The organism is Planosporangium spinosum, assembly GCF_049999945.1.
In the GTDB taxonomy this organism is placed as follows: domain Bacteria; phylum Actinomycetota; class Actinomycetes; order Mycobacteriales; family Micromonosporaceae; genus Planosporangium; species Planosporangium spinosum.
Genome location: NZ_JBLYUB010000007.1, coordinates 84,691 through 97,295, shown reverse-complemented (window position 1 = coordinate 97,295; position 12,605 = coordinate 84,691). Strand labels below are relative to the sequence as shown.

13 protein-coding genes are annotated in these 12,605 nt (G+C 71.4%); 8 read left to right on the top strand and 5 right to left on the bottom strand.

Going from position 1 to position 12,605, the window contains the following annotated elements; translation table 11 throughout:
• The first annotated feature begins 10 nt into the window (after positions 1-10).
• From ACNTMW_RS11990 to ACNTMW_RS11980, 3 genes are read left to right on the top strand one after another with little or no spacing between them, the layout of a single operon-like run.
• Positions 11-547 (top strand): NUDIX hydrolase, encoded by a 537-nt coding sequence (locus ACNTMW_RS11990; protein ID WP_426633539.1) that lies wholly within the window; start codon positions 11-13, stop codon positions 545-547.
• 46 nt (positions 548-593) lie between these two features.
• Positions 594-1,424 (top strand): nucleotidyltransferase family protein, encoded by an 831-nt coding sequence (locus tag ACNTMW_RS11985; protein ID WP_426633538.1) that lies wholly within the window; start codon positions 594-596, stop codon positions 1,422-1,424.
• Between the two features lie 42 nt (positions 1,425-1,466).
• Positions 1,467-1,754: an Lrp/AsnC family transcriptional regulator gene (locus ACNTMW_RS11980; protein WP_426633537.1), complete on the top strand. Its 288-nt coding sequence runs from the start codon at positions 1,467-1,469 to the stop codon at positions 1,752-1,754.
• 69 nt (positions 1,755-1,823) lie between these two features.
• Here ACNTMW_RS11980 and ACNTMW_RS11975 read toward each other — a convergent pair whose 3' ends face one another.
• From ACNTMW_RS11975 to ACNTMW_RS11960, 4 genes are all read right to left on the bottom strand, one after another.
• Positions 1,824-3,770, bottom strand: coding sequence for a S9 family peptidase (locus ACNTMW_RS11975; RefSeq protein ID WP_426633536.1), 1,947 nt, complete (start codon positions 3,768-3,770; stop codon positions 1,824-1,826).
• Positions 3,771-3,877: 107 nt separating this feature from the next.
• Positions 3,878-4,936 (bottom strand): anthranilate phosphoribosyltransferase, encoded by a 1,059-nt coding sequence (gene trpD, locus ACNTMW_RS11970; protein ID WP_426633535.1) that lies wholly within the window; start codon positions 4,934-4,936, stop codon positions 3,878-3,880.
• Between the two features lie 7 nt (positions 4,937-4,943).
• The gene (locus ACNTMW_RS11965; protein WP_426633534.1) at positions 4,944-5,345 is read right to left on the bottom strand and encodes a hypothetical protein; all 402 of its coding nucleotides are present in this window, start codon (positions 5,343-5,345) and stop codon (positions 4,944-4,946) included.
• Positions 5,342-6,433: a cytochrome c oxidase assembly protein gene (locus ACNTMW_RS11960; protein ID WP_426633533.1), complete on the bottom strand. Its 1,092-nt coding sequence runs from the start codon at positions 6,431-6,433 to the stop codon at positions 5,342-5,344. The genes ACNTMW_RS11965 and ACNTMW_RS11960 overlap by 4 nt, the downstream gene beginning before the upstream one ends.
• A gap of 151 nt (positions 6,434-6,584) precedes the next feature.
• On the opposite strand from ACNTMW_RS11960, the gene ctaE reads away from it, so the two are divergent.
• The 5 genes from ctaE (at position 6,585) to ACNTMW_RS11935 (ending at position 11,338) form a co-directional block, all read left to right on the top strand.
• On the top strand, positions 6,585-7,184 hold the full coding sequence (gene ctaE, locus ACNTMW_RS11955; RefSeq protein ID WP_426633532.1) for an aa3-type cytochrome oxidase subunit III: 600 nt from the start codon (positions 6,585-6,587) through the stop codon (positions 7,182-7,184).
• A 70-nt stretch (positions 7,185-7,254) separates the two neighbouring features.
• Positions 7,255-8,112, top strand: coding sequence for a cytochrome bc1 complex diheme cytochrome c subunit (gene qcrC / locus ACNTMW_RS11950; RefSeq protein WP_426633531.1), 858 nt, complete (start codon positions 7,255-7,257; stop codon positions 8,110-8,112).
• Positions 8,109-9,176 carry a cytochrome bc1 complex Rieske iron-sulfur subunit gene (gene qcrA / locus ACNTMW_RS11945; protein WP_426633530.1) on the top strand — a complete coding sequence of 356 codons (1,068 nt, stop codon included), beginning with the start codon at positions 8,109-8,111 and terminating at the stop codon, positions 9,174-9,176. Before qcrC ends, qcrA begins: the two co-directional genes overlap by 4 nt.
• Positions 9,173-10,798 carry a cytochrome bc1 complex cytochrome b subunit gene (gene qcrB, locus ACNTMW_RS11940; RefSeq protein ID WP_426633529.1) on the top strand — a complete coding sequence of 542 codons (1,626 nt, stop codon included), beginning with the start codon at positions 9,173-9,175 and terminating at the stop codon, positions 10,796-10,798. Before qcrA ends, qcrB begins: the two co-directional genes overlap by 4 nt.
• Before the next feature lie 345 nt (positions 10,799-11,143).
• Positions 11,144-11,338: a hypothetical protein gene (locus ACNTMW_RS11935; protein WP_426633528.1), complete on the top strand. Its 195-nt coding sequence runs from the start codon at positions 11,144-11,146 to the stop codon at positions 11,336-11,338.
• A gap of 282 nt (positions 11,339-11,620) precedes the next feature.
• On the opposite strand, the gene ACNTMW_RS11930 is transcribed toward ACNTMW_RS11935, so the two are convergent.
• Positions 11,621-12,463 (bottom strand): ROK family protein, encoded by an 843-nt coding sequence (locus ACNTMW_RS11930; protein ID WP_426633527.1) that lies wholly within the window; start codon positions 12,461-12,463, stop codon positions 11,621-11,623.
• Positions 12,464-12,605 lie beyond the last annotated feature (142 nt).

Genomic DNA, 12,605 nt, shown 5'->3' with positions numbered 1-12,605 from the left:
CCCTTTGACGGTGACCGCTTCCGGACAACCCCCCGCGCTGCGGGTGCTGCGCCTGGCCGCGTACCGCACGTTCTACCGGTTGCCGTTCCCCTGGCGGCGGCGGCTGGTCCGGTGGGGCAGCCCGCACTACATCATCGGCGCGGTGACCATCGTGCGGGACGCCGACGCGCCACCACCGGGCCGGATCCTGCTGCTGCGCCAACCCCCCTCCTCCGGCTGGTCGATCCCCGGCGGCCTGCTCAACCGGGGAGAACGACCGCCTGCCGGCGCGGCCCGTGAACTCGCCGAGGAGACCGGTATCCGGGTCGACCCGGCCCGGTTGCGCCCGGGCGTGCCGAATGCGGTCGTCCACACCGGAGGCCGCTGGGTGGACATGGTGTTCGAGGTGTCGGTACCTGCCGACCAGGCGCTGACCATCGACGAGGCGGAGGTGCACGAGGCCGCCTGGTATCCGCTCGACGCGCTACCGCGACTGTCCACGCCGACGGCGAGGCTGCTCGCCCACTATGGCATCGGCCCGCTCGCCGACGACCCTCAGGACGACTGATGAGCGAGCGGAGCGCGGTGCGGTCGCCCGGCGGAGCGCTGCTGACGTGAGCGTCTGCGCGGTGGTGCTGGCCGCCGGCGAGGGGCGCCGGCTGCGGCCGTTGACCGAGGTACTCCCGAAGGCGCTCTGCCCGGTCGGTAACGTGCCACTGCTCGACCGGGCGCTGGCGCGGCTGGCCGGGTTGGGGCTGACCGGCCCGGACCGGGTCGCGGTGAACGCCTGTTACCTGGGCGAGCAGGTGGTGGCGGCCGTCGGCGACCGGGCGCACCTGGCGGTCGAACCCGGCGATCCGCTCGGGACCTCGGGCGGAGTGGGCAACCTGCGCGGCTGGATCGACGGGCGGGGCGTCCTGGTGGCCAACGCCGACGCCTACCTGGCGGCTGCGGCCGCACCCGGCCGGGACGTCGCGGCGCTGCTCGACGGGTGGGACGGTGCGACGGTACGGCTGCTGGGTGTGCCCGCCGGCGACCGGGAGTCCGAGTTCGGCCCGTACCGGTTCGCCGGCCTGTCGCTGCTGCCCTGGTCGCGGGTGCGGTCGCTGGTGGCGGAGCCGGCCGACCTGGTCCGGACGGTGTGGCGCCCGGCCGAGGCCGCCGGTGAGCTGACGGTCGTGCCGTACCCGGGGCTGTTCCTCGACACCGGTACCCCCGGCGACTACCTGGCCGCCAACCTGCACGCCGCCGGGGACGGCGACCTGGTCGACGCCTCGGCCACGGTCACCGGGCGGCTGGCCGGGGCGGTGGTGGGCGCGCGGGCGCGGGTCGAGGGACGGGTGACGCGAGGGGTGGTGTGGCCCGGCGGGTACGTCGGGCCCGACGAACATCTCGTCGACGCCGTACGGGTCGGTCGCGACCTGACCGTACCGGCGGCCCCGTAGCATGTGGAGGTTCGCAGCCCCACCCGCGCAAAGGAGCCCAGGGTGATCACCGCCATCGTCCTCATCGACTGCGCCACCGACTCGATCCCCGAGGTCGCCGAGGCCCTCGCCGAACTGCCCGGTGTCAGCGAGGTCTACTCGGTGGCCGGCGGCGTCGATCTGATCGCGATGGTGCGGGTCCGCGAGTTCGACCAGATCGCCGAGGTGATCGCCGGCGGCATCTCCAAGGTGCCCGGTGTCATCAACACTGATTCGCACATCGCGTTCCGCGCGTACTCGCGGCACGACCTGGAAGAGGCGTTCGCGATCGGCTTCACCGACGCCGACTGAGCCGGTCCGGGTGTCCCGGTACCGGCCGGTCCGGGGTGCCGGGCACCCCGGACCGGAGCGGTCCGGCTCTCACAGCCAGCGGCGCCACCACTCCAGGATCGCCTCGAAGCGTGCCACCCGGTGCGAGGGCAGTCCCGAACGCGACAGCTCGTGCCCCTCGCCCGGGAAGAGCAGCAGCTCCACCGGTACGCGCCGCAGCCGCAGCGCCACGTACAGCCGCTGTGCCTGCTCCACCGGGCACCGCCAGTCGGCTTCCGAATGGATGATCAGCATCGGGATGTCGATGCGGTCGGCGAACGTCAGCGGGCTCTGCCGGTCCCGCTGTTGCGGGTCGGGGCCGTACAGGTCCTCGCCGAAGAACCAGCCGATGTCCGACGAACCGGTGAAGCTGTCGATGGCGTTCACGGCCCGTTCGCTGATCGCCGCGGAGAACCGGTCGCCGTGATGGGCCGCCATCCAGGTGGTCATGAACCCGCCGTGCGACCCGCCCAGCACACCGACCCGGTCGCCGTCGAGGTCGGGCGCCTTCAACGCGGCGTCGAGCAGGGCCAGCAGGTCCGCCGCGGTGACCTCGCCGACATTGCCCCGCACCGCCTGGCCGTGCGCCTCCCCGTAGCCGCTGGAGCCGCGCGGGTTCCCCATGACCACCGCGTACCCGGCGCCGGCGTACACCTGGGCCTCGTCGAACAGCCGCCAGCCGTACTGGGTGAACGGACCGCCGTGGATCATCAGCAGGACCGGGTGCGGTCCGTCGCCGGCCGGCCGGACCACCCAGCCGTGCACCGGGTACCCGTCCGGCGCGGTGGCGTCGATCTCCTCCTGGGCGAAGACCGGGGCGTACCCGGCGTTCCAGTCGGTGAGGTGGCGGACGTCGCCACCGGGTACGACGACGGCCAGCTCACCCCAGGTCGTCGGGTCGGCCACCGACACCGCGATCGTGCCGCCCGCCGCGGCCGCGTTGAGCACCTGCCGCTCACCGCCGACCAGCAGCTCAGGCTCGCCGCCAGCGAAGGGCATCCGCAGCAGCTCCACGGCGCCGCGGTTCTCGTTCAGGAAGAGCACCCCGTCCGGGGCCACGACGATCTCGCTCCCCAACGCGGTCAGCCCGTACCGCTCGGGATCGGTGAGCGCCCGCGGCGCGCCGCCGGTGACCGGCACGGTCCACAGCCTGTCGGTACGGCACACGGCGTGGCGGCCGTCGGTGTCGGCACCGACGAAGAACAGCGTCTGCCCGTCCGGGGAGAACCGGGGCTGCCCCAGGTCGAAGCCGCCGCTGGTGACCGCCCGCAGGCCGGTGCCGTCCGGCCGGCTCACCCACAGGTCGGTGAACAGGTCCTCGTCGTGGCTGTCGTGTCGGGCGGCCACGAACGCCAGCAGCTCGCCGTCGGGACTCCAGTCCGGTTCACTGTGGTCGAAGTCACCCTCGGTGACCTGTACCGGCTCCGCCCCCTCGGCCAGCGCGTCGACGACGAACACATGCCGGCGCCGGTCGAGGACGAACCCGACGCCGTCGAAGCGGTAGCCGAAGCCGGTGATCCGCCGGGGTGGTTCCTGCTCCGGGCCGATCCCCGGCACGGTGCCGTACCGGCCTTCCTCGGGTACCCGCGCGGTGTAGACCAGCCGGCTCGAGTCCGGGCTCCATACCGGCGCGCGGTCCACGCCCAGCGGGTGGTCGGTGAGCCGGCGCGCCTCGCCGCCGTCGACCGGCATCACCCACACCTGCGGCTTGCCCACCCTGGCGGTCCTCGGGTCGGCGTCGTGGGCCGACTCCTCCCGTACCGCCCGCACGAACGCCAGCCACCGCCCGTCCGGCGAGATCGCGGCACCGCTGTCCCGCCACCCCCGGGTCAGCTGGCGGGGCGCCGCCGAACCGTCGGTCGGCACCTGCCAGAGCTGGCTGGTGTAGTCGTCGGCAGCTAAGTCGATGCGCTGGACCGCGACGACCGCGGTGGATCCGTCGGGGGTGAGGGCGGGGATTCCGGGTACGCGCGGTCGCGAGAGGTCGGATGGCTGCATGACCGGACACTATCCCGGTCGACGGTCACCCGGGGGGCCGCGCGGGCACGGCCGCCTCACCCGGCGGGTACCCGGGCATCACCCCGGGATCCGGTCACCCAGCGGCGCTACCGGGCCTGCTGGGCCACCTTCGCCGTGGCGACCCAGCGGTGCAGCAGGTCACCGGCGGCGCCCGAGTCGATCGTGGCGGCGGCCCGCTCGATCCCGGCACGTAGCGCCGCACCGAGGTCGTCGCCCCAGCCGGCCTGCGCGGTCAGCGCCGCGGCGGCGTTGACCAGCACCGCCTCCCGGACCGGACCGGGCTTGCCGGCGAAGATGTCGCGCGCCACCTCGGCATTGAACCGGGCGTCCCCGCCGCGCAGGTCGCCCGGTCGCGAGCGGTCGACGCCCAGGTCGGCGGCGTCGACCACGGTCTCGGTCACGCGACCGTCGCGGACCGCCCACACCCGGGTCGGCGCGGCGGTGGTGAACTCGTCGAGCCCGTCCTCGCCCCGCATGACCAGGACCGAGTCACCCCGGCTGGCGAACACCTCGGCCATGACCCCGGCCATCCGGGGGTCGGCACAGCCCACCGCCGCGTTCGCCGGCTGAGCCGGGTTGGTCAGCGGGCCCAGGAAGTTGAAGAACGTGGGCACACCCATCTCACGGCGCGGTACACCGGCGTGACGCATGCCGGGGTGGTACCGCGCGGCGAAGCAGAACCCGATCCCTACCTCGGTCACGCACCGGGCCACCCCGGCCGGGCCGAGGTCGAGCGGGACGCCGAGCTCCTCCAACAGGTCGGCCGCACCGCACAACGACGAGGCGGCCCGGTTGCCGTGCTTGATGACCGGTACGCCGGCCGCGGCGACCACGACGGCGGACATGGTGGAGATGTTGACGGTGTGGGCACCGTCACCACCGGTGCCGACGATGTCGACGGCGGACGCCCGTACCGGGGCCGGCAGCTCCACCCGGACGGCGCTGGCGACCATCGCCTCGACCAGCCCGGCGATCTCCGCGGGGCTCTCCCCCTTGGCCCGCAGCGCGACCGCGAACGCCGCGATCTGCACCGGCGTGGCACCACCGGACATGATCTCGTCCATGGCCCAGGCGGTGTCCTCGGTCGACAGTTCCTCGGCCCGCAGCAGCGCCGCGAGCAGGGTCCGCCAGCTCCGCTCGCTCATGATCGAATCATCCGGTGACGGCGGCGCGGCCGCGCAGCAGGTCGGCCACGGTACGCCCGGTGAGGATGGGGTCGAGCGGGTGGACCAGCGTGGCGTCGACGCGGGCGTACGCGGCGAGCCAGCGGTCGGCGGCGCGGGCGATCACCACGCAGGTCGGCGGCGCGTCCGGCAGCTCGTCCTTGAGCTGGCGCGCGATGCCGATGCCACCGGCCGGGGCGGCCTCGCCGTCCAGGACGACCAGATCCACGTCCTGGTCGTCGACGATGCGGACGGTCTCGGCGTAGGTGGCCGACTCCACGAACCGGACCGTCAGGTCCTTGGCGGGTCGCGTGCCGATGGCCAGGCGCATCCGCTCCCGCACCTGCGGGTCGTCGCTATAGAGCAGAACCGTGTAGCTACCCTCGGTCATCGGCTGCTGGCTCCCTGAGTGTCTCGACTGCCGAGGGGATCGTACCCGCCGCCGTCGCGTTCTCCGGCTCCGGTCGCCGCTTCCGGCGAGTTGCCCGTGGGCACGGCGCCTCCCGTGACCGGCACGGCGCCCGGGGCGGCCGCGCCGGCGGGCTGCGCGACCCCGACGCCCGGCGCGGTGGCCATCATCTCCTCGCGGTCGAGCCGGCGGTCGAGCCGGCGCGCCTCGCGTTCGGCGTGGCGCATCCACTGCACCACGAGCACGCCGAGCATGGTGACGCTCACCACCTCGCCGCCGGCCCACAGGATGCCGCCGGCCAGCCGCTGGTCGGTGAACGGGTCGGCCCAGCCGAGGCGCAGGGACGGGTACCAGTCGCCGCCGAGCAGCGTGGTGCTCTGCATCACGGTCAGACCCAGGACCGTGTGGAACGGCGTGGACAGGAACATCAGCAGCGCCCGGCCCGGGTACGGCCAGCGGCCGGGCAGCGGGTCGATCCCCAGCAGCGGCCAGAAGAACAGGCAGCCCACCCCGATGAAGTGCAGGTGCACCAGCTCGTGGACCAGCGTGTTGCGCATGGTCAGCTCGTACAGGCCGGTGAAGTACAGCGCGAACGGGGTCACCACGAACAGCCCGTACGCGAACAGGGGGTACGTCCAGATCTTCGCGACCCGGCTGTGCACGACCGACAGCAGCACCCGCCGCGGGCCGTGCGGCAGGGTCCGCAGCGCCAGCGTCACCGGCGCGCCGAGCGCCAGGAAGATCGGGGCGATCATGGACAGCACCATGTGCTGCACCATGTGCACCGACAGCAGGGTGGTGTCGTAGGTGCCGATGCCGGTGAGTGTGACCGACGCGATACCACCGAGGCCGGCGACCACGAACGACACCGTCCGAAGCGCCGGCCACCGGTCACCGCGCCGTTCCAGCCGCCAGACGGCGTACAGGTAGGCGATCGCGACGGCCAGCAGCGCCACCGCCAGCCACGGGTCGAGTTCGAGGCGGAACAGCGTGCCGGCCCGCAGCGGGGCGAGCGGCTCGTCGTCTCCGCCATGGGCGAGAATGGTGAGCGCAGGGTCTTGGTACTGCACGCCACGAGGCTAGCCGCCCGTCCCGCCGCCGCCCAGGCGCCCACCGCGCGGCAACCGGTCGACCCGGTACGCGACGCCCACCGGGTGGCGACACGCACTAATCCGGCGACCCCGGCGCGTAGTGATCCTGGTCGCGGGCAATAATGACCGCGTGACTGCGGCCCCAGCCATCTCCAAGAGTCAGATCCATTCACTGACCAGGCCCAACATGGTCAGTGTCGGAACTATCGTGTGGCTCTCCAGTGAGCTCATGTTCTTCGCGGCACTGTTCGCGATGTACTTCTCCATCCGGGCGGCGGCGCCAGGTCTGTGGAAGGAACACACCCCACACCTGAATCTGCCGTACGCCGTGACCTTCACGACGATCCTTGTGCTGTCGTCGGTCACCTGCCAGTTCGGTGTGTTCGCCGCGGAGCGCGGCGACGTGCACTCACTGCGCCGGTGGTTCACCCTCACGTTCGTCATGGGTCTGGTCTTCGTGCTCGGCCAGGCGAACGAGTACCGCACCCTGGTCGAAGAGGGCGTCAAGATCAACGGCGACGGGTACGGATCGATGTTCTACCTGACGACCGGTTTCCACGGCCTGCACGTGACCGGCGGTCTGGTGGCGTTCATCTTCTTCATGATCCGATCCACCATGGGGCGTTTCACGCCCGCGCAGGCCACCTCGGCGATCGTCGTGTCGTACTACTGGCACTTCGTCGACCTGGTGTGGGTCGCGCTGTTCAGCATGATCTACCTGCTGAAGTGACGCGACCGGGTCACAACTCGCACCCGTGGCCCGTCCTGACGACGTAGTACTGACGACAAAGGTTGAGGAAATGACTGTCGACGACTCGGCCGGCGCCGCCGGTCCGCCACGTGAAGACCGACGCGGCAGGCTGCTCGCCGGCCCGGTACGGAGAAGCCGCCTGCGCCGACGCGTCTTCGCCGGCGTACGACTGGTAACCGCGCTCGCCATCGTCGGGGGCATCTACACCGCGTTCGCGCCCGGCAGCCAGGCGGAGGACGCGCCGAAGCAGCTGTCCGAGGCGGCCCAGCTGGGCAAGCGGATGTACGACCAGAGCTGCGCCACCTGCCACGGCCCGAACGCCCAGGGCGCACAGGGCCGCGGCCCGAGCCTGATCGGCGTCGGCTCCGCGAACGTGGAGTTCCAGGTCGAGACCGGCCGGATGCCCGCGGCGCGGCCGCAGCAGGCCCAGGTGGAGCGCAAGCAGCCGATGTTCACCACCGAGCAGGCGCAGCAGATGGGCGCGTACATCCAGGAGCTGGGTGGCGGGCCGCAGCTGCCGGCCGGCGAGAACCTGCGCGAGGGTGGCGACGTCGCCAAGGGCGGCGAGCTGTTCCGCGTCAACTGCGCCTCCTGCCACGCGTTCAGCACCAACGGCGGCGCCCTGTCCTCCGGCAAGTTCGCGCCGAGCCTCCAGCCGTCCACCGACCGGCAGATCTACGCGGCCATGCTCAGCGGCCCGCAGAACATGCCGGTGTTCGGTGACAACCAGCTGACGCCGCAGGAGAAGCGGGACATCATCGCCTACATCCAGTACCAGAAGCAGGACAAGGACCCGGGTGGCTTCGGCCTCGGCCGCTACGGCCCGGTCCCCGAGGCGCTGGTGATCTTCCTGGTGGGCATGGTTTCGATCATGTTCGTGACGCTCTGGATTGCAGGAAAGTCATGAGTACGCAGACTGACGTCGACTACGACGTGAACGACCCGAAGCTGACCCGCTTCGACCTGGTCAAAGAGGGAGCGCGGCGGGACGGCGTGGAGATCGTCCACTACGCCCCCCGGTTCCCGGTGCCCGGCACCCGCGCCGAGAAGCGCGTCGAGCGGACGATCGCACTGCTGTTCGTGCTCACCGGCCTGCTCGGGCTGGCCTTCGTCGCCGCCTACATCTGGTGGCCGTGGGAGTACAAGCCCGGCAGCGGCATCGAGAAGCTCTACAACACGGTGCTCGGCGTCACCCTGGGCGGGTCGCTGACCTGCCTCGGTGCCGCCATCGTCGTGTGGGCCAAGAAGCTGCTCCCCGAAGAGGTGTCGATCCAGGAGCGCCACGACCAGGCGGACCTGGCCGAGCGGAAGCTGACCGGCGCGACGCTGCTCAACATGGCCGACGAGACCGGCATCCAGCGCCGCCCGCTGCTCAAGGGCGCGCTCCTGGTCGGTGCGGCGCCGCTCGGCCTCGCCGCGGCCGCGCCGCTGATCGGCGGCATGATCAAGAAGCCGGGCAACATGCTGTTCGAGACGGCATGGAAGCCGGCCAACGGCAAGCTGATCCGGCTCACCCGCGAGGACGGCAGCGAGATCCGGCCCGAGGACGTCAGCGTCGGCGGCCAGGTGACGGTGTTCCCCGGCGTCCCCGGCGGCGCGACCAACGAGCACGCCGACTCGCCCGTCCTGCTCATCCACCTGCGCCAGCAGGACGCCGACACGCTGCGGTCGAACCTCGACCACGTCAAGGTCAACGCCGAGAACGGCGGCGCGATGTGGGGCAACTACGTGGCGTACTCGAAGATCTGCACCCACGCCGGCTGCCCGGCTAGCCTTTACGAGCAGCAGACCAACCGCCTGCTGTGCCCGTGCCACCAGTCGCAGTTCCAGATCACGGACAACGCCCGGCCGGTGTTCGGTCCGGCCACGCGCCGGCTGCCGATGCTGCCGCTGGCCATCGAGGACGGCGTACTGGTAGCCAAGTCTGATTTCAGGGTCCCGATCGGGCCCGGGTTCTGGGAGCGCCCGTGAAGCGACGCAAGATAGACATGGCGGCGTTGCCCGCCAAGGCCGGCGCGGAGATCGACGATCGGCTACAGGTTTCCTCCCCCATGCGGCGCCTGTTGAACAAGGTGTTCCCCGACCACTGGTCGTTCCTGCTGGGTGAGATCGCGCTCTATTCGTTCGTCATCCTGCTACTGACCGGTACGTTCCTGACGTTCTGGTTCGACCCGTCGATGAACGAGGTCAAGTACAACGGCCCGTACACGCCGCTCAAGGGCATCGAGATGTCCCGGGCGTTCGAGTCGAGCCTCCAGCTGTCGTTCGAGGTCCGTGGCGGCCTGATCATGCGGCAGATGCACCACTGGGCGGCGCTGCTGTTCATGGCCGCGATCGTGGTGCACATGCTCCGGGTGTTCTTCACCGGCGCGTTCCGCAAGCCGCGTGAACTCAACTGGATCATCGGCGTGCTGCTGTTCTGGCTGGGCTTCGTCGAGGGCTTCGCCGGGTACTCGCTGCCCGACGACGCGCTGTCCGGCACCGGTCTGCGCATCGCCCACGCGATCATGATGTCGATCCCGGTGGTCGGCACCTGGGTGGCGACCTCGCTGTTCGGCGGGGAGTTCCCGGGCCACGCGATCCTCGGTCGGCTCTACATCGCCCACGTCCTGCTCGTACCGGCCATCCTGCTCGGCCTGATCGCCGCCCACATGGGCCTGCTGGTCAAGCAGAAGCACACGCAGTGGCCGGGGCCGGGCCGGACCAACGACAACGTGGTCGGCATCCGGATGTTCCCGGGCTTCGCGGCCAAGGCCGGCGGCTTCTTCATGCTGTGCTTCGGCCTGGTCGCCGTGCTCGGCGGTCTCTTCCAGATCAACCCGGTCTGGCTGTTCGGCCCGTACAAGGCGGCGGTCGTCTCCGCGGGGAGCCAGCCCGACTGGTACGTGATGTTCCTGGACGGTTCGACCCGTCTGATGCCGCCGTGGGAGGCCCGCTTCCCACTGTGGCCGGGGCACCACTACACGCTGCCGCCGCTGTTCTGGCCGACGGTGTTCCTGCCGGGCGTGCTGACGATGCTGCCGCTCTTCTACCCGTTCATCGAGGCGCGGTGGACCAAGGACAAGCGGGCACACCACCTGCTGCAGCGTCCCCGTGACGTACCCACCCGTACGTCCCTGGGCGCGATGGCCCTGGCGTTCTACCTCGTGCTGGCGCTCTCCGGCGCCAACGACGTGATCGCTGAGAAGTTCCACATCAGCCTGAACGCGATGACCTGGGCCGGCCGGGTCGGCCTGCTGCTCCTGCCGCCGCTGGCGTACTGGCTGACCTACCGGGCCTGCCTGGGCCTGCAGCAGCACGACCGGGAGGTGCTGGCCCACGGCGTGGAGACCGGCATCATCAAGCGGATGCCGGACGGGCGCTTCGTCGAGGTGCACCAGCCGCTCGCGCCGGTCGACGAGCACGGCCACCCGGCCGAGCTGCCCTACGCCGGCTGGGTCGTACCGAAGAAGATGAACCGCCTCGGCGCGCTCGTGCCGACGGTCAAGGGCTTCTTCTTCCCGATCGAGGAGGCGGCCCCGCCGGCCCGCGGAGCCGAGGCCCCGGTCTCGCCGGCCCCGTCCCGCGAGGAGATCGGCACCGGTCAGCGGTAACTGCCGCGCCACACGTAAGGGCGCCCGTCGGAATATTTCCGGCGGGCGCCCTTCGTTTCTGCCCGTGGAGCCGCACGGATGCGGCCCCCGTGGCGCCGCACGGATGTTGTCTCCCCGCGGCGCCGCACGGATGCGGTCCCCGTGGCGCCGCACGGATGTTGTCTCCCCGCGGCGCCGCACGGATGCGGTCCCCGTGGCGCCGCACGGATGTTGTCTCCCCGCGGCGCCGCACGGTCCCTGTCGGGCTGGCCGGTAACCCGATTCACCGGTGACACGCCGGCCGGAATGCCGCATTCCCGCCACGCCGGGTGGCAGGCTCGTAGCTGAGTGAACGGAGGTCCAGCGGTGCGATTCCTCGAGCTCTACTGCGGCCACTGCGCCACACTCCGCGTGTTCGAGCAGCCCCCGTGCGAGGACGGTCACGGCGCCGACTGTGACGAGTGGATCTGCTCCGACTGCGGCGACGCCCTGCTGATCGCGTCCTTCGCCCCGGTCCGCCTGGAGCGGCGCCACAGCACCACCACGCGCCGGGCCGCCTGAGACCCCCGCTCCCCCGACCCCACATCACCGGCGGCCTGTCCTGCCTCCGTAGATCTTGGAGAGTTTGGCACCAATATTGGTACCAAACTCTCCAAGATCGGAGCCGTGGAGCCACGTCGTCGCACACCGCCCGCACCGACTCAGGGCGCCGCACACCGCCCGCACCGACTCACCCGGTGGCGCACCCCGTCCATTCGGTCAACCAGGCGTACCTCGGCCCACCACGCCGGCCCGGTGCCTGTCTCCGGCTTCGACGCCTGGCAGGACAAGACCCAGCCGGTCTCACGTGATCGCTTGACCGGCCAGGTGGATGGCGCCGAGAGCCACGATGCGGGGAGCGTCGTCCGCGCGCCTGATGGTGCAGGACTGCCACAGCTGCGGTAGGGCGGTCTGCTCCGCGGTCCGCAGCGCGCTGTCGAGATAGCCGGGGTAGGTCAGGGTGCCGCCGGCAAGCGTGATCGCCAGCGGGTTGAGCAGGTTGACCACGGTAGCGATCGCCAGACCGAAGCTCGCACCGGCGGCACGGACGGCGGCCGTGACAGCGGGGTCGGTGGCGGCGAGGGCGGCATGGATGGCAGCGGGGGTCAGTCCGGTCGCGGCGACGACGGCCGCACCGCCGGCGAGTTCGTCCAGGCGACGGACACCCCGCGGGGTCGGGACCGGCGTGCTGCCGATCTCACCGGCCCACCCGCGGACACCGTGGACGACCTTGCCGTTGGCCATCCAGCCCATGCCGATCGCGGTACCCGCCACGAGCGTGGCGGCCGTGGCATCCGCGGGCAGGTCGCGGCTGGTGTGTACCAGCGCGGCACGGATGTCGTTGACGAGCACGTGCGGGATTCCGGTACCGAGCAGCTCGGCGGGCTGCCATCCGGCCAGTTCGGGGAGTACGTCGGAGATCTCCACCCGTCCGGCCGCGGGATCGACCAGCCCGGGGACAGCGATGCCCACGGCCTGAGGTGGCCCGGGCAGAGTTCGAGCGAACTCGTGGATCTGCCGGCTCAGGTACTCCGGCGTCGCGGCCGGTCCGGTGCCGACCCGCCGTTCGCGTACCGGCTGCCCCTTCGCGTCGTGGGCGAGCAGCAGCATCTTGGTGCCGCCGATGTCCACGCCGATTGTGGTCATCGCCGCGCCCTCCGTCCCCTGCCATGGTCTGGAGCGCGATCATGACACGGTATGGCCCCGCCGACGACCCCTCGGCCGGTCCACAAGCCCTCCCCTGGCATACCGACCCCGGAAACGCCACAGCGCCCCGCGAGGGGGCGCT

Coding starts and splice junctions, on each gene's coding strand:
- ACNTMW_RS11975 (WP_426633536.1), bottom strand. CDS start 3,770: ATGCAGCCATCCGACCTCTCGCGACCGCGCGTACCCGGAATCCCCGCC.
- trpD (WP_426633535.1), bottom strand. CDS start 4,936: ATGAGCGAGCGGAGCTGGCGGACCCTGCTCGCGGCGCTGCTGCGGGCC.
- qcrC (WP_426633531.1), top strand. CDS start 7,255: ATGACTGTCGACGACTCGGCCGGCGCCGCCGGTCCGCCACGTGAAGAC.
- ACNTMW_RS11965 (WP_426633534.1), bottom strand. CDS start 5,345: ATGACCGAGGGTAGCTACACGGTTCTGCTCTATAGCGACGACCCGCAG.
- qcrA (WP_426633530.1), top strand. CDS start 8,109: ATGAGTACGCAGACTGACGTCGACTACGACGTGAACGACCCGAAGCTG.
- ACNTMW_RS11930 (WP_426633527.1), bottom strand. CDS start 12,463: ATGACCACAATCGGCGTGGACATCGGCGGCACCAAGATGCTGCTGCTC.